Source organism: Pandoraea terrae, from assembly GCF_902459695.1.
Classification (GTDB): domain Bacteria; phylum Pseudomonadota; class Gammaproteobacteria; order Burkholderiales; family Burkholderiaceae; genus Pandoraea; species Pandoraea terrae.
Map to the genome: position 1 here is coordinate 1 of NZ_CABPRZ010000002.1, position 16,067 is coordinate 16,067.

A 16,067-nucleotide genomic window follows, 5' to 3' on the forward strand; every position below is an offset into this window, starting at 1 on the left:
GTGTTCGAGGAGATCCGCGGCCTGGGCCTGCTGCTCGGCGCGGTGCTCAAGCCGGCCTATGCGGGCAAGGCCAAGGATATCGTACGTGCAGCCGAGCAGAGCGGACTCATGCTGTTGATCGCCGGGCCGGACGTCATTCGTTTTGCGCCAGCGCTCAATATCAGTGCCGAAGAAGCCGAAGAGGGCCTGCGCCGCCTCGATGCGGCCGTGGGCGCGTTTGTCGCCGCCCATCCCCCGGCGTTCATGGAGCGTACCGCATGATGGTGATTCGTCCCGCGCGTCTCGCCGATCTCGATCAGATCGAGCGCATGGCCGCTTCGACCGACCCGGTCCTGCACAGCTTGCCCCCGCAGCGCGACAAGTTGCACGACAAGCTGGTTCGTGCGGCCCACTCGTTCGAGGCGGAAGTCGATTTCCCCGGCGAGGAAACCTATGTGTTCGTATTGGAAGATACTTCCAGCGGCAGATTGCGCGGCATTTGTTCGCTCGCCGCCGCGGCAGGATTCGAGGAGCCGTTCTACGCCTATCGCAACGACGTGATCGTGCACGCGTCGCACGACCTTGGCGTGCACAGCCGGATTTACACGCTGACCGTCAGCCACGAACTCACCAGCTTCACGCAACTGGCGTCGTTTTACATCGACGCGGATTTGATCGCCACGACGCTGCCCCCGTTGCTGTCGTTGTCCCGCCTGATGTTCATCGCGCAGCATCCGGAGCGCTTCGCCGAAGATCTGGTGGTGTCGCTGCCCGGGGTCACCGACGATGCCGGCCGATCGCCGTTCTGGGAAAACGTGGGCCGCAAGTTCTTTGGCCTCGATTTTCTGCAGGCGGAGTTCCTGTCGGGCGGACGCAGCAAACCTTTCATTGCCGAATTGATGCCGCACCATCCTTTATACGTTCCTTTGCTCTCGCCCGAGGCGCAGGCCGTCATGGGGCAGGTGCACCCGCGCTCGCAATTGCCGTGGTCGCTGTTGTCCCGGGAAGGCTTCGAGTCGGACCGCTTCATCGATATTTTTGACGCAGGACCGGTCATGTGCGCGAAGCGCAGCATGTGCCGGACCGTGCGTGACAGCCGTTTGCTGCCTGTGCGCGTTGCCGACGGCGACGCCCCCGGCGCAGCCGCTGGCGAGCCATGGCTGGTCGCCAACGATGCCGTCGACGCGTTTCGCGCAACCCTCATCCACGTTGCCCCGGCTGCCGGCGGCGCCGCGCCCGAGGCGGTGACGCTGCGGGCGGCAGATGCCGATGCTCTTGGCGTCGAGTCCGGCGACACGGTTCGCGGTATTCCATTGCCGGCCGGCACGTATCGGCCGGCCCCGCGATAAGGAGGCGGCCATGATGATCGTTCGTACCGCCCACCGGGGCGACTTGCCCTCGTTGCTCGCGCTCGCAGCCAAGGCAGGGCCGGGGCTGACCTCGCTCAAGCCCGATGCCGGAATGCTGGCGTCGCGCCTCGACCGCGTCGAACGCACGCTTTCGGACGCGGCTACGCCCGCGGAGCAAGGCTATTTATTCGTCCTTGAAGATACCGCCACCGGGGAAGTTGCCGGTACCTGCGGGATCGAGGTCGCGATCGGGCTCGATCAGCCGAGTTATACGTACCGCCGCGGCGTGACTGTGCATGCGAGCCGCGAATTGGGCGTCTGGACGAAGCTTGAAACGCTGTATCTCTCGAATGACCTGACCGGGTACAGCGAACTTTGCACACTGTTTCTCGATCCGGCTTTCCGCCGTGACCGCAATGGCGCCTTGCTGTCGAAGTCGCGCTTCATGTTCCTCGCCCAGTTTGCAGACCGGTTTCCGGCGCACCTGTGCGCGGAAATGCGCGGCTGGTTCGACGAGACCGGCGCGTCGCCGTTCTGGGAGGCACTGGGGCGCCAGTTTTTCCAGATCCCGTTCGATCAGGCAGATCATCTGACGGCGCAGGGGAAAAAGGCGTTCGTTGCCGAGTTGATGCCGAAGCATCCAGTGTACGTGGACTTTCTGCCAGCGGCAGCGCAGGCGGCGATCGGTCGCGTCCACGCCGATACTGTGCCCGCGCGCGCCATGCTCGAACAGGAAGGGTTGCGTTGCGAGCGGCACGTCGACATCTTCGATGGCGGACCGGTACTTGAAGCGTACATCAGTGACTTGCGGGTATCGCGTGAAAGCTGCGTGTTGCCGGTGACGATCGACGACGCTGCGCATGCCGCGATGGCGGCTGGCGCTATCCCGACGCTGGTCAGTCACGGCGGGCTGCACGATTTCCGGGTCGCGCTCGTGCCGGTACGGCACGGCGAGGCCTCTGTCACGCTTACAGCCGCCGTGGCGGCAGCATTACGGGTCGGCCCGGGCGACACGGTGCGTGTGTTGCCGCTCAGCCCGAAAACCGTCCGAGGAAACGCATCATGACGCATCTTTTCATCGAGGGTGCCTGGCGCACCGCGCACGGCACCGCCTTTTGCTCACGTGACCCCTGGACCGGTGAGCTCGTCTGGCAGGGCGCCGCGGCAAGCGCAGCCGATATCGACACGGCTGTTGCATCCGCCCGTCGCGCGTTCGCGAGTTGGGCGCTAACACCGCTGGCGCAACGCGAAGCCGTGCTCCGCCGTTTCGCGGCGTTGCTTGCGGAAAACACTGAGCCGCTTGCGCGCGCCATCGGTCAGGAGACCGGCAAACCCCTCTGGGAGGCCCGAACCGAGGTCGCTACCATGGTGGCGAAGGTCGACACCTCGGTGCGCGCGTACGCCGATCGCACGGGCGAACGCCGCGCGCCTGCCGGGGATGGCGAAAGCGTCGTGCGGCACCGGCCGCATGGCGTGATTGCCGTGTTCGGGCCGTACAACTTCCCCGGCCACTTGCCGAACGGGCATATCGTGCCGGCGCTGCTGGCCGGCAACACGGTCGTCTTCAAGCCCAGCGAACTCGCGCCCGGCGTGGCCGAACACACCGTTCGTCTTTGGGCACAGGCCGGTTTGCCGCCGGGCGTATTGAGCCTGGTGCAGGGCGGGCGCGATACCGGCATCGCACTCGCGGCCCACGAAGGGCTCGATGGCCTGTTCTTTACCGGCAGTTCGGCGACCGGCAACGCACTGCACCGGCAATTCGGCGGGCATCCCGGGAAGATCCTCGCGCTCGAAATGGGCGGCAACAACGCGCTGATCGTCGATCGCTGCGACGACATCGATGCCGCTGTGCACCTGACGGTCCAGTCGGCGTTCATTTCGGCCGGACAGCGCTGCACATGCGCGCGCCGCCTGTTTGTGCCGGCCGACGCGCAGGGCGATGCCTTCCTGTCGCGCCTTGTGACGGTGGCGGGCCGTTTGACCGTGGGCCGCTTTGACGCCGACCCGCAACCGTTCATGGGGGCGGTCGTGTCGCTGCAGGCCGCCCGCGCGTTGGCCGACGCACAGGCACGGTTGCAGACGCTCGGCGCCAAGCCGCTGCTGACGCTGACCCAGCCCGATTCTGCATCGGCTTGCGTCACGCCGGGCATCCTCGACGTGACGACGGTTGCGCGCTCGGGCCAATTACCGGACGAGGAATATTTCGGACCGCTGCTGCAAGTGATTCGCTATACCGATTTCGGGGAGGCCATTGCGCTGGCCAATCGCACACGCTACGGCTTGGCAGCAGGATTGATTTCCGACAGCGCCGAACAATACGACCGTTTCCGCGTGGAAATTCGCGCAGGCGTCGTCAACTGGAATCGTCCGACCACCGGCGCGGCGGGCACTGCGCCCTTTGGCGGCGTCGGCGATTCCGGCAACCATCGGCCGAGCGCGTATTACGCCGCCGATTACTGCGCATACCCGGTCGCATCGATGGAGGCGCCTGCGCCAGTCATGCCCAAGCAACTGAACCCCGGCCTCGATTTTTCGCCGGCATCATCGCAATGACGGCGAACGGAGACGAACCGATGACGCACCCCATCGCCATGGAAGCCAATTTCGACGGGCTTGTCGGCCCGACCCACAATTACGCCGGCCTTTCGTACGGCAATCTTGCCTCGGCGTCGAACGTGAACAGCGTCTCGAATCCGCGCGCTGCTGCGCGGCAGGGGCTCGTCAAAATGAAGGCGTTGGCCGATCTCGGCTACGCGCAAGGCATTTTGCCGCCACAGGAGCGTCCCTCGGTCGGACTACTGCGCACGTTGGGATTTTCCGGCGGCGACGCGCACATCCTTCGGCAGGCCGCGCGCCGCGCGCCGGAACTTCTCGCTGCGGCGTGCTCGGCGTCGAGCATGTGGACGGCCAACGCGGCGACGGTGAGTCCGTCGGCCGATACCGCAGACGGGCGGGTGCATTTTACGGCGGCGAATCTGTGCAGCAAGCTGCATCGCGCGACCGAACATGAGACGACGTCGCGCATACTGGCCGCCATTTTTTCGGATGAGCACCGCTTTGCGCATCATCCGGCGCTGCCCGGCTGGCCGACGCTCGGTGACGAGGGCGCGGCGAATCACACGCGGTTTTGCGGCGCTTACGATACCGCCGGCGTGGCGTTCTTCGTCTATGGCCGCAACGATCTCGCCACGGCCCAGCCAACGCGCAAGTTTCCGGCTCGCCAGACGCTGCAGGCCAGCCAGGCAATCGCGAGGTTTCACGGCTTGAGCGACGACCGCGTCGTGTTTGCCCAGCAACATCCCGACGCCATTGACGCGGGCGTGTTCCATAACGACGTCATTGCCGTCGGCAACCAGAACGTGCTGTTCTGCCATGAGCAGGCGTTTGCGGATCAGGCCGGTGTCTATGCCGAGTTGCGCGCCAAACTGGCCGCGCGCGGCGTTGCGCTTGACGTGATCGAAGTGCCGCGCTCGGCGGTGTCGCTTGACGACGCCGTGCGCAGCTACCTGTTCAACAGTCAATTGCTGGCGCGCGCGGAGGGCGGCATGCGGCTCGTGGTGCCGCAGGAGTGCCAGGAACGTGTCGACGTGTGGCGCTATCTGGAGTCGCTGACGGCCGGTGGCGGTCCGATTCGTGAATTGAAAGTGTTCAACTTGCGTGAAAGCATGCGCAATGGCGGCGGGCCTGCCTGCTTGCGTCTTCGGGTCGTGCTGACCGAGGCGGAGCGTCGCGCGACGCATTCGGGCATCTGGATGAACGACACGTTGTTCACGTCCTTGAATGCCTGGGTCGATAAACACTATCGTGACCGTCTGAGCATGGCTGATCTCGCGGATCCTTCGCTGCTCACCGAGTCGCGTACGGCGCTCGACGCATTGTCGCAATTGCTCGGGCTCGGGAGCCTGTATCCGTTCCAGCGTGAAGGCGCTGGCTGAGCAATTTGGATATCCCACATTGACGCGTGGGACGCTGCAGGGCAGAGTAGCTGAGCGGCGGCGTGCCGCGCCCTGAGGGGGATGGACTCATGACCACCGTGATCGGCCTGTCCGGCAGCCTTCGCCGCGATTCCTTCAATACCGCGCTGCTGCGTGCAGCCTCGGGGGTGATGCCGGCTGGCGTCACGCTCGATATCCGGACGCTGCACGGCGTCCCGTTATATGACGGGGACGTCGAGGCGGCCGAAGGCATTCCGCCCGCTGTCACCGAATTGAAAGACGCCATCGCCCGCGCGGACGGTCTCGTCCTGGCCACCCCCGAATACAACAACGGCATTCCGGGCGTCTTCAAGAACGGGATCGATTGGCTGTCCCGGCCACCGGCAGATATCGCGCGCGTCTTCAAGGGCAAGCCCGTGGCGGTGATTGGCGCATCGCCAGGCGGCTTTGGTACGATCCTGAGCCAGAACGCCTGGCAGCCCGTGCTTCGCACGCTGGGGACAACGCCCTGGTGGCAGGGCCGCCTGCTGGTGTCACACGCGAGTCAGGTGTTCGATGCTCAGGGCCGCCTCGTGGACGAAGCCGTCGGACGTCAATTGGCCGAGTTCATGCAGGGGTTCGCGCAGTTCATCGGCGCGCAACGCCGGGCGGACTGACTGAATTTTTCGCGTACCGATCCTTCTCGTTTCACGTTCGCAACGTTTTGTTTTGCCGTTTGCGTGGGGCGTTGCGGGCGCACATGTCGTTGGCTGGCGCACGGAGTCGCCACGTCCGGCAAATCAATCAGAAATGACGCGATTGGGTCAGCGTTGCGCTTCGCGTATGAGCTTCGGTCTATACGCCCGGCGTCGCCTCCGGTGCAAAACAAACCGGGAGCAGCCGCGCTGCACCGGTTTTCGGCATAGCGGCGGATTTCAAGAATGAAACACGCTTTATTATTGATTCACAACATGAAGAATGCTGCTCAACCCATTGATATAAATAAAATATATGGGTGATTTGCGCGGTGCCGCATAGCCAGGTCCCGGCATCGGCTCTTCAAAACTGAAACGTCGCAAGTAAGTGTAAACCCTTAAATCCCTGCACATTGAAACTCGGCAGACGCTCGCTATTTCCGCATTCAGAAAATCTTCTTGTATTTCAAGGGATTGCATGTGATTCCGGAGGGTTTGCATCATCCGGCATTGAATATGCCTGTGTTTGGGTTGGCCCGGCGGTGGCGCGCCGGCCGTTCCCCCCGTGCCATTCAATTACGGGAGTTTAACCATGAAGCGGAGTTTAATTGCGTCGGCTGTCTTGCTTGCCCTGGGTTGTGCCACCCAGGTGTGGGCGAACCCGACCAACACCAACGAGGAAGGCAAGAAGGTTACTCAAACAGCAACTGCCACCTCTACTCAATCAGGTTCCGGGGCGGCTGCGAATGAAAATTCGCTAGCCGTACAAGCAAATGGTTCAGGTAACAACAATAGTTCCGGCGACAACAGGAACAATAAAGGCAAGGTCAAGGCCGAAGGACTCGGCACGGCAGCGGCAAACAACGGCTCGGTTGCTTCGGCGACCTTTACCAACGCGTTCAACACCAGCAAGGCAATTGCCATCAGTCGTCTCGACGGCTATGTCACCGACATCCATGTGAACAACATCGGTAACACCGCCTGGAATTCGGGCGATGCGAATGGTGGCCGGGGTGGCAAGGGCGGTACCGGCAATGGCGGTACTGGCAATGGCGGTGTCGGCAATGGCGGTGACAGCGGTAATGGCGGCGCAGGCGGTACGGCCACCAACGCTGGCGCGCATGCCGGTAAAGCCACCAACGCAGGCAGCTGGGCAGGTAATGGCAACGGCGGTGACGGTGGCAAGGGCGGCAAGGGCGTCGGTGTGGGCGGTGACGCAGGTGCTGCCAGCTTGGCATATGGTGGTCAAAGCAGTGGGTCTGGCGGCGATGCGCATTCCAAGAAGGGCGCATCAACCGGTGGTGCAGGTTCGGGCGGCGCCGTTGGCGCCACCTCGGCTGGCGCGACTGCGGCGGCTGGTGGTAACGGCTCGGGCACCGGCGGTGGCGGCGGTGGCGGTGGTGCCGGAACTGGCGGCAGCGCCACCAACGGCGGTTCGTCGACGTTTGCCAGCAATGGTAGCGCCACGGCAGGTAACGGCGCAGTCAGCGGATCCGGCGGCACGGGCAATGGCGGCGCGGGCAATGGCGGTACGGGCAATGGTGCAACGGGTGGTGCAGGTGGCAACGGCGGCGTGAATTCGGTCGACGCGGGTACCTTCAACATGTCGAGCAACATGAGCGGGATCGGCAATGCTGCGGCGGGCGTGATGGTCGTGAGCCAAAACAGCGGCTTCGCATCGTTACTGCAACAAAGCGTCAACGTGCAGGCTAATCTCAACGTCGGTCATTAATCTCGGGAGCAAATGCCGCGGGGCCATCCGGTCTCGCGGCAATGCCGCTTGCGCAACGTACTGGCAAGCAAAGGAGATGGGTCATGAACACGATCCCGAGATCACGGACGGCTGCACAGATGCTCGTGCGCAGGGCTGCGCCCGCCTTCTTCATGGGCAGTCTTCTGGCGTTTGGGGCCAGCGCGATAGCCGCGCCCGGCGATGTGCCCGCCGCCGATAGCCCGACACTCGTACGCGGCCTGTTCCGGCTGCCCGACGCCGCGCTCACGGCGCACTCGCCCGACGCGGGCGATGCGGCACCCTCAACCTCGAAAGTCGCTGAATCGTCAGTCAAGGGACTCGGCCACGCCCTGTCAAGCGCGGACCTCGATCGTTACCGCGGTGGCGCACAAGTGCTCAACGTCATGGAACTCAACGGCGTTGTGGCAAACAACGTTGCCAGCCAGGTTGCCACTGGTTCGAACGCCATTTCAGCGAACGCATTTACCGGCTTTTCCGGACTCGGCAACGTGATCCAGAACTCCGGTGCGAACGTGTTGATTCAGAACGCAACGATTTTGAATGTGGAGTTCAAATAGTGTCATGAAACCGATCGCGCGCCGCGCATTCGCCTTCATTCTGCCGCTGCTTGCGGGCAGTGGCATTGCGCTTGCCGCCCGCGCGGACACCATCGAGCTTCCGGACCACGGCGGCACCTATGCCGTGCGCGTAACGAGCCTGAAAGAGGCGCGCTTCCTGCGCACGATCCGCCAGCAATTCGACTTCAGCTGCGGCTCCGCGGCCGTCGCGACCTTGATGACGTACCACTATGGTCAGCCGACGACAGAGCAGGCCGTGTTCGAGGAGATGTTCGCGCATGGCGACCAGCAGAAGATCCGGAAGGAGGGTTTTTCGTTGCTCGACATGAAGATGTACCTGGAAGCCCATGGCTTTGTGGCAGACGGATTTGAACTGCCGCTTGAGCAACTGGCACAGACGCACGTGCCGGCCATCGTGTTGATCACGGAAAGCGGGTACCACCATTTCGTTGTGGTCAAGGGCATTCGCGACGGCCAGGTGCTGGTCGGCGACCCCGCGCTCGGCACGCGCGCAATGTCGCGCGCGGCCTTTGATGCGGCGTGGGATAGCCGCGTGTTGTTTGTGGTGCACAACCATGAGGAACTGGCGCAATTCAATCAACCTGTCGACTGGCGGGTCGCGCCTCGCGCGCCGCTGGCGATGGGAATCGATCGCAGCGGGCTGAACACGGTGGTGATGCCGAAGTTCGGTCCCAGCGATTTCTGAGAGGCCATCATGCATCGTATCGCATACGGATTCGTTGCGCGGCCAAGGACCCTCGCGGCGCTCGGCGCACTGTGTGCGCTGAGCGCGCCGGCGGGCGCGCAAAGCATCGAATCGACGTCGGCGCCCGCCGGGCCGGCGTGGCAGGATTCCGCAACGTTTGAGGAAACGGCGGGCTCGGACGCAGACACCACACCGGCGCGCCCGCCGCCGGCCCAATGGCGAGAGCGCGGCGGCCAGGGGCGGACCTGGCTGGCCGTGAGCACGGCGCGGCTCGACGGCCTGCGCGGCGGCTTCGACCTGAACGGCCTGCAAGTGTCGTTCGGCATTGCCCGGGCGGTCTACATCAACGGCAATCTTGTGACGACCACCAGTTTCAACATCCCGGACATCGCCAACATCACAAGCCAACAGGCGCAGACGCTCGCCACGCAGTTGAGAAACGTCACGCTGGTGCAAAACGGGCCGGCCAACAATTTCAATCCAGGAGCAATCAACGCACAGGCACTGCTGTCGGTCGTACAGAACACACTCGATAACCAGACCATCAAGAGTCTGACCACGGTGAACATTGCCGTGAATAGCCTGGGCCTATTGAAGACGATGAACGCGCAAGCGTTGCTTTCCAATGCGCTGCAAGCGGCGGCGGGCGTGAGATGAGCGTACCGCCGACATCGTCGTAACTGGCAAGCACGCGACGGGGCGCGGCAGCGCCGCTCGCGAAGGGAGATGCGCCATGATGTTCAGGGCTATGCGACGCGTCCGCACGGTGGGGTGGACGCTCGCGGTTTCGATCGGATTTGCCGGCGGCATGTGCGCCGCGATGCCGGCCACGGCGCAGGAGGCCGGTGCGCAGGTGGGTGCCGACAGCGAGGCGGGTTCCGCCGAGCAGTTGAAAGCGCTGCGCGCCGAGGTCAATGACCGCCTGCGCCGCCTCGACGCCATGCAGCGCGACATGGCCAAGGAAGAGGCCGAATTTCGGGTGCTGCGCAACAAGCTCAACCGTGAGCTGCTCTCGACGCAACGCGGCGGGGCGGATCCGAACGCGCCCGGCGGCGCGTGGGCGGACGTCAGCAGCAATCCGATGCTGACCCAGCAAAACAATCCGGGCGAGGCGAACGGCCCGGGCGCCGGCAACGCCGCGACCGGCGATCAACAGCCGGCGCCGGTCGGACGTGCGCCCGAGCGTGAAACCCGTCCGCCCGAAGTCGCCCAGATCTTCGAGCAACCGGGCGTGCTGACGCCGAAAGGAACGTTCATCCTCGAACCCAGCTTCCAGTTCGGCTATTCGTCGAGCAATCGTGTCGCACTCGTCGGATACACGATCATCCCGGCACTGCTGATCGGCCTGATCGACGTCCGCGAAGTCAAGACAACGACCTACACCGAGACGATGACCGTGCGCTACGGGATTACCAACCGCATGGAAGTCGAGTTCCGGATCCCCTACGTCTTCAGTTCGGGGCAAACCGTCAGCCGCGAGGTCCTGCAGGGCACCGCCGTGGACAACACGTTCGACACGCGCGGGCATGGATTGGGCGACATCGAAATGACCGGGCGTTACCAAATCAACGACGGCTCCGGTGGATGGCCTTATTTCGTCGGCTGGTTACGCTTCAAATCGCGCACCGGCAAAGACCCGTTTGAAGTGGTGACGGATTGCGTGACACGATGCGTGAGCAACACCACGGGTACCGGTTTGCCATTGCAGTTGCCGACCGGTTCGGGTTTCTACGCGCTGCAACCGGGCTTTACCTGGTTGTTTCCGTCCGATCCGGCCGTATTCTTCGGTAATTTCAGTTATCTGCACAACTTTCAGCGCACCAACGTGAGTCGTACGGTACTCGCCGGTGGTCAGGAATTCCTGGGCACGATCCAACCTGGCGACATCTTCGGTTTCAATATCGGGATGGGCCTTGCGCTCAATGACCGGGCATCATTCTCCATCGGGTATGACCAAAGCATTGTCGGTGCGACGAAGCAGAATGGACAGACGATTCCGGGTTCGGTGCGCACGGTGCTCGGCTCCCTGATCGTCGGCTATTCGTACCGGATCAACAAACGCTCGACGCTCAATGTCACGATCGGCGCCGGGCTCACCCGAGACACGCCGGATTTGTCGCTGACGTTCCGTTTGCCGATCAGTTTCTGAGGGATCGGCGGGAGAGTTATGAAGAACAATTATCAATTAAAAAACAATCATTTATGATGTAAATCTGAAGTTTTGCTTGATGTTTGATCCAATTGATCGAACCTTCTGCCGGATAGTGTGCCGAACCCTTGACGAGGCGTTCGCGCAATGCCCGGCTATGGTCTATGCTGGATAAAACGTGTCGGCCGACACGCTTACCGCCGGGGGGTGCATTATGCAAATCGAATTTCCTGACCACCGGCCCATGTTCAACGGCGAGGACCTGACCATCGAGTTCGCGGTCATCGTCAATGGCAAGTCTGTCGACTGCGCTGTGTCGGCCGAGGCGTTGGAGGATCATTTCGGCGCCTGTTCGGCCCGCGCAGACGATCTGCTGCATGCGTTCGAACATGGGCGCTCACACATTGAGGCGCTGACGAAGCGCTATCTCGCCATGGGCCTTGCCGGCCCTGTCCTGCTGCGTAGCGGACACTTCCGCTGGGTCAAGGAGTCGCTCTCGCGCCGCCCCTAAGCGCCGAAGCGCTCCCAAATCGCGGCCGCAACAGGCGGCCGCCGTCAGCAGACTTCCGACGCCGCACACAAAGTGCGGCGTCTTGTTGCGTTTCGCATGAATCGGCATGCGCCCGAAGCGCTGTCGCGGGATATCCCTGCAGCGAGAACGACGTCCGGAATCTACACTCCAAGCAGGTAAGGGGCAGGGGCGCGCGGGCAGCGCGGACACCCCCGGGAGCCCCGGTTCGGGGAGAGGCTCATGTGTCCCAACGTTAGAGTGGTGTTCGCCGCGATTGCCGCGTTCGTCACGCTGGGCGGCCTGTTCGCCACGCTCCACGGCATGCTGTTCGATCTGGACGACGTCGTCCGTGCCGGCGTGACGGTGGTGATATGTGGCGTGACGTGCGTAGTCGTGATGCTCAATCGTTGGCCGCACGACAAGACTGGCTAGGGCCCAAGCGCCAATTGCCGGGAAACGGCCGCACGCAACGTGCGGCTGATGCGCCAGCGCTGATTCGATGCGCCGCCGCTTGGGGACTATGGGACAATAGCGCGCTTTCCGATCGCAGCCTTGTGCCGGCCCCTTATGTCCGTCGTCCGAACTTCTCCTTCCGTCGCTGTCATCGGTGCCGGCCCTGCCGGGTTGATGGCGGCAGAAATGCTGGCGGAGGCCGGGTTTTCCGTCGATGTTTTCGATGCGATGCCGTCCGTCGGCCGGAAATTCCTCATGGCGGGCAAGGGCGGCATGAACCTGACGCATTCCGAACCGCGTGCGCCGTTCGTGTCCCGATACGGGGCGCGCGCTGGCGTCATCGGGCATTGGCTCGACGACTTCGGGCCCGATGCGTTGCGCGCCTGGGTGCACAGCCTGGGCATCGAGACATTTGTCGGCTCTTCCGGCCGCGTTTTCCCCCGGGACATGAAAGCTGCGCCGCTGTTGCGCGCATGGCTGGCACGCTTGCGTGCGAACGGAGTGCGACTCCACGTGCGGCATCGCTGGCTCGGCTGGCAAGCGTCGGATGCGCCGGGGCCCGCGTGCCTGCGGTTTGCCGCACCGGCGGGCGAACACCGCGTGTCGGCCGACGCGGTGGTGCTCGCGCTCGGCGGCGGCAGTTGGCCGCGCTTGGGCTCGGACGCCGCATGGGTGCCGTGGTTGGCGGCACGCGGCGTCGGCATCACGCCGCTCCAATCGAGCAACTGCGGCTTCGAGACAGACTGGAGCGCGCATTTTCGGGCCAGGTTTCCGGGGGAGCCGGTCAAGGCGGTTGCCATGGCGCTGCCGGATGACAATGGCAGCATCGAATTCCGCCAGGGCGAATTCGTGGTGAGCGAGGCAGGGATCGAGGGCAGTCTCGTCTACGCGCTTTCGGCGCGCATTCGCGAGCGCATCAATGCGGCGGGCGAAGCGACCATCTTGCTCGATCTGTTACCCGGCTGGACGCCCGAGCGTGTGACGACGGTGCTGATGCACCCGCGCGGTGCACGTTCGCTCTCGAGCCATCTGCAAAGCCGTTTGGGCATCACGGGGGTAAAGGCCGGACTGCTGCGTGAATGTCTGCCAAAGGCTTATTTCACGGACCTTGCGCAGCTGGCGCACAGTCTAAAGGCGCTGCCGCTGCGCCTGTTGCGTCCGCGCCCGATGGCCGAGACCATCAGTACGGCCGGCGGCGTGACGATCGAATCGCTCGACGAGGGTTTGATGGTGACGAACCTGCCCGGCGTGTTCTGCGCTGGCGAGATGCTCGACTGGGAAGCGCCGACCGGCGGTTACCTGCTGACGGCGTGTTTTGCCAGCGGCCGGGCTGCGGCCCGGGGTGTCGCCGCGCATCTGGCGCGCGGCTGACGAGCGCCAGGCATGCCGGTGCTACGCGGTGTTGCCATGGGCGCCCCGCGCAGCGTTTCGCCAATCAACGCGCGCCGAGGCGCCAGAGCGACGTGACTTCGGCGCGGCGTGCCGTGTGCAACGGGTCGGTGGCATCGCCCGCCTTGGGGTGATGCGGGCGCGTATCGTGGCGTGCCAGCACTTTCAGGCCGGCGGCGTGAATCCACGCGAGCAGGTCGTCGCGGCGGCGCAGGCCGAGGTGTTCCGCGAAATCCGACAGCACCAGCCAGCCTTCGCCGCCCGGGCTCAAATGGTCGGCAAGGCCATTCAGGAAGCCCTTGAGCATGCGGCTGTCCGGATCGTAGATGGCATGTTCGATCGGTGCATTGGCGCGTGCGGGCACCCAAGGCGGGTTGCAGACGACCAGCGGCGCGCGCCCTTCCGGAAACAGGTCGGCATCGACGATCTCGACTTTGCCGCGCAGTCCGAGCCGGTCGATATTCTCATGGGCGCAGGCGAGGGCGCGCGGATCCTGGTCCGTGCCGATGACACGTTGCACACCGCGTTTGGCAAGCACCGCCGCGATCACCCCCGTGCCGGTGCCGACGTCAAACGCGAGCGCGGTGTCGGGCAGCGGCGCTTGCGCGATCAAATCGAGGTACTCGCCTCGCACGGGCGAGAACACGCCGTACCACGGGTGAATCGTCGAATCGAGCGCGGGAATCATGACGCCCTTCTTGCGCCACTCGTGCGCACCAATCAGGCCCAGCACTTCGCGCAAGGAGACGACGGAGGCTTCGTCCGTCGCGGGGCCGTAGGCCTCACGGCAGGCTTCGGCGACATCCGGTGCGCGGCGCAGCGGAATCACATAGCCGGCATCGAGCGGCAGCAGCAGCATGCCGAGCGTGCGGGCACGCTGTGCTTGCGCCATTCGGTGCTTGTGAAAGGCATCGGCCGGCGTGGCAGGCGCGGCGCTGGCGGCCGCCGGCTTCTTGCGCGGTCGATGGGGCGGACGGTCGATGCGGCGCGCCATGGCTTGCAGCAGTTGACGCGCGTTCTGGTAGTCGCCGCGGTAAAGCAGCGCGGTGCCGCCGCAGGCGAGATGGTAGGCGTCGTCGGCCGTCACGGTGTCGTCGACAACCTCGACCCGTTTCGGCGGCAGGACGCCGGCTTCCGAGCGCCACACGGCCGAGGTGTGGCGGCCTTCCTCTTCCCAGGACAGCATTTGCGGGCCGGTCATGCGTTCACCTCGCAGAGGATCGATGCACGTGCACAGGCGGCGTGCGGGGTCGTGGGGATACAGCGGGTCGAGACAGACGGCATGAATGAATTTCGGGTAGATCACCTGGCGGCGATGGGTGACGGGCGGCCCCGCATGCCGGCGTTCGGCAGCGTTTGCGGGCGTGCAGGCCGTATTATGCCCGTGTTGCGGCGAACCGGGCATCGCATGCGCCGGCCGTCTCCGCGTGGCGCGTCAGGCGGGAGGGGGCGGGAGGGGTGCGGGAGCCTGGCAGTGACGTTATCCGGGCAATTCGGGCAGTGCCGGCATTTCACCCTGTCCGCGAATCCAGGCATACGGGGTAAGGGCCGCCATTTCACGATCGCCGCGGCTGTCGCCGTAGACATAAAGGACCTCCGGCGCGTGCGCCCCCCACCAAGCCCGGAGCCGTCGAACTTTTTCGGGGCCCCAGCAATTCGGCGATGCGAGACGCCCGTTGAAGTGCCGCACGTCACTGCCGTTGAGGCCACTGTCGTTATCCGCGTAAGCGAGCTCGGTGGCAAGAACGGCGTCAAAGCCTGCGCTGCGGGCCCAGATCTCGAGATAGAGCGATGGGGAGGCGGACACCAGCACAAGGCGGTGTCCGAGTGCGCGATGGCGATCGATCCGGGCAAGCATTTCCGGGCGCACCAATGCGGGCAGGCCTTCAGCGACAAACCGCTGTGCCGCTTCGACCAGCGCCGCGCGCGGCCAGCCGCCGACCGTGGCGCGCAACAGGCGCGCCTTGGCCGGGCCCCGCCCGATCAGCCGCAAGCCGCAGGCGGCAAGCCACGGCAGGCTGGTCAGGATGCCGGCGGCATAATGCGCCCATCCGACCGTTTGCTTGAGGAATGCCTGAAGGCTGTCCGTCGTGGTGATGGTGCCGTCGAAATCGAAGGCGGCGACGGTGCGCAGCGAGGCTTGCGGGGTGCCGGGGTATGCACCGGCGCTTACGGAGGTGTCAGGAGTCAACTTCAGGCGGCAGCTTGTCGTGATGATGGCGTTTGTGCGGGTGAACGCGCCTCGGCATACGCCACGAGCCTTGCCCAGCGCTGCAGCGCATGCTGGACGGCCTCTTCGGCCTGACGATCCACATAATTCGGCAGCAGGTCCAGGCCGACTGCCGTGCGCAATCTATCGACATCCGATGGATTGTGGACGTGCTTGTCCGGATCGGGGGCAATCGCCGACGACGAGGACGGCGCAACCAACGGCGTAACGACGGGGTGGGTAGCCATGGCGGCCATTTTACCCGGCCGTCGTCTGAAGTCCAGCGCCGGATTTGCCTGAAACAGGCGCGCATGTGTCGAATACGCCGCATATACGCTTGGCGGTGGTTGCTGCAACGCGACTTGCAGGCTACGATGACGGCGAGATGACGCGTCGCAGGGAG

17 protein-coding genes are annotated in these 16,067 nt (G+C 64.4%); 14 read left to right on the forward strand and 3 right to left on the reverse strand.

Annotated features, from left to right (window positions below):
• From PTE30175_RS02060 to PTE30175_RS02125, 14 genes are all read left to right on the forward strand, one after another.
• Positions 1 to 261 (forward strand): aminotransferase class III-fold pyridoxal phosphate-dependent enzyme (locus PTE30175_RS02060; protein WP_150695405.1); only part of this gene is annotated, 261 nt, incomplete at its 5' end.
• Positions 258 to 1,328, forward strand: coding sequence for an arginine N-succinyltransferase (locus tag PTE30175_RS02065; protein ID WP_150695406.1), 1,071 nt, complete (start codon positions 258 to 260; stop codon positions 1,326 to 1,328). The genes PTE30175_RS02060 and PTE30175_RS02065, both read left to right, overlap by 4 nt.
• Before the next feature lie 10 nt (positions 1,329 to 1,338).
• Positions 1,339 to 2,394 (forward strand): arginine N-succinyltransferase, encoded by a 1,056-nt coding sequence (gene astA / locus PTE30175_RS02070; RefSeq protein ID WP_150695407.1) that lies wholly within the window; start codon positions 1,339 to 1,341, stop codon positions 2,392 to 2,394.
• On the forward strand, positions 2,391 to 3,881 hold the full coding sequence (gene astD, locus PTE30175_RS02075) for a succinylglutamate-semialdehyde dehydrogenase (protein WP_150695408.1): 1,491 nt from the start codon (positions 2,391 to 2,393) through the stop codon (positions 3,879 to 3,881). Before astA ends, astD begins: the two co-directional genes overlap by 4 nt.
• A 20-nt stretch (positions 3,882 to 3,901) precedes the next feature.
• The gene (astB, locus tag PTE30175_RS02080; protein ID WP_150695409.1) at positions 3,902 to 5,263 is read left to right on the forward strand and encodes an N-succinylarginine dihydrolase; all 1,362 of its coding nucleotides are present in this window, start codon (positions 3,902 to 3,904) and stop codon (positions 5,261 to 5,263) included.
• An 89-nt stretch (positions 5,264 to 5,352) separates the two neighbouring features.
• On the forward strand, positions 5,353 to 5,919 hold the full coding sequence (locus PTE30175_RS02085; protein ID WP_150695410.1) for an NADPH-dependent FMN reductase: 567 nt from the start codon (positions 5,353 to 5,355) through the stop codon (positions 5,917 to 5,919).
• Positions 5,920 to 6,529: 610 nt separating this feature from the next.
• Complete coding sequence (locus PTE30175_RS02090) at positions 6,530 to 7,669, forward strand: hypothetical protein (protein WP_150695411.1); 1,140 nt, start codon at positions 6,530 to 6,532, stop codon at positions 7,667 to 7,669.
• A gap of 83 nt (positions 7,670 to 7,752) precedes the next feature.
• Positions 7,753 to 8,247 carry a peptidase MATCAP family protein gene (locus PTE30175_RS28455; protein ID WP_224788556.1) on the forward strand — a complete coding sequence of 165 codons (495 nt, stop codon included), beginning with the start codon at positions 7,753 to 7,755 and terminating at the stop codon, positions 8,245 to 8,247.
• Positions 8,248 to 8,251: 4 nt separating this feature from the next.
• Positions 8,252 to 8,953, forward strand: coding sequence for a C39 family peptidase (locus tag PTE30175_RS02100; protein ID WP_150695412.1), 702 nt, complete (start codon positions 8,252 to 8,254; stop codon positions 8,951 to 8,953).
• Positions 8,954 to 8,962: 9 nt separating this feature from the next.
• Complete coding sequence (locus PTE30175_RS02105; protein WP_150695413.1) at positions 8,963 to 9,610, forward strand: hypothetical protein; 648 nt, start codon at positions 8,963 to 8,965, stop codon at positions 9,608 to 9,610.
• Between the two features lie 76 nt (positions 9,611 to 9,686).
• The gene (locus PTE30175_RS02110) at positions 9,687 to 11,102 is read left to right on the forward strand and encodes an acetate kinase (protein WP_150695414.1); all 1,416 of its coding nucleotides are present in this window, start codon (positions 9,687 to 9,689) and stop codon (positions 11,100 to 11,102) included.
• Between the two features lie 214 nt (positions 11,103 to 11,316).
• Positions 11,317 to 11,613, forward strand: a complete 297-nt coding sequence (locus PTE30175_RS02115) for a DUF1488 family protein (protein ID WP_150695415.1) — start codon at positions 11,317 to 11,319, stop codon at positions 11,611 to 11,613.
• 240 nt (positions 11,614 to 11,853) lie between these two features.
• On the forward strand, positions 11,854 to 12,045 hold the full coding sequence (locus tag PTE30175_RS02120; protein ID WP_150695416.1) for a DUF2964 family protein: 192 nt from the start codon (positions 11,854 to 11,856) through the stop codon (positions 12,043 to 12,045).
• Between the two features lie 135 nt (positions 12,046 to 12,180).
• The gene (locus PTE30175_RS02125) at positions 12,181 to 13,437 is read left to right on the forward strand and encodes a TIGR03862 family flavoprotein (protein ID WP_150695417.1); all 1,257 of its coding nucleotides are present in this window, start codon (positions 12,181 to 12,183) and stop codon (positions 13,435 to 13,437) included.
• Between the two features lie 64 nt (positions 13,438 to 13,501).
• Here PTE30175_RS02125 and PTE30175_RS02130 read toward each other — a convergent pair whose 3' ends face one another.
• The 3 genes from PTE30175_RS02130 to PTE30175_RS02140 all read right to left on the reverse strand — a co-directional run bounded on the left by PTE30175_RS02130 (position 13,502) and on the right by PTE30175_RS02140 (position 15,912).
• Positions 13,502 to 14,656, reverse strand: a complete 1,155-nt coding sequence (locus PTE30175_RS02130; protein WP_150695418.1) for a methyltransferase — start codon at positions 14,654 to 14,656, stop codon at positions 13,502 to 13,504.
• Between the two features lie 279 nt (positions 14,657 to 14,935).
• The gene (locus tag PTE30175_RS02135; RefSeq protein ID WP_150695419.1) at positions 14,936 to 15,646 is read right to left on the reverse strand and encodes an HAD-IB family hydrolase; all 711 of its coding nucleotides are present in this window, start codon (positions 15,644 to 15,646) and stop codon (positions 14,936 to 14,938) included.
• A gap of 2 nt (positions 15,647 to 15,648) precedes the next feature.
• The gene (locus PTE30175_RS02140) at positions 15,649 to 15,912 is read right to left on the reverse strand and encodes a hypothetical protein (RefSeq protein ID WP_150695420.1); all 264 of its coding nucleotides are present in this window, start codon (positions 15,910 to 15,912) and stop codon (positions 15,649 to 15,651) included.
• Positions 15,913 to 16,067: the final 155 nt, after the last annotated feature.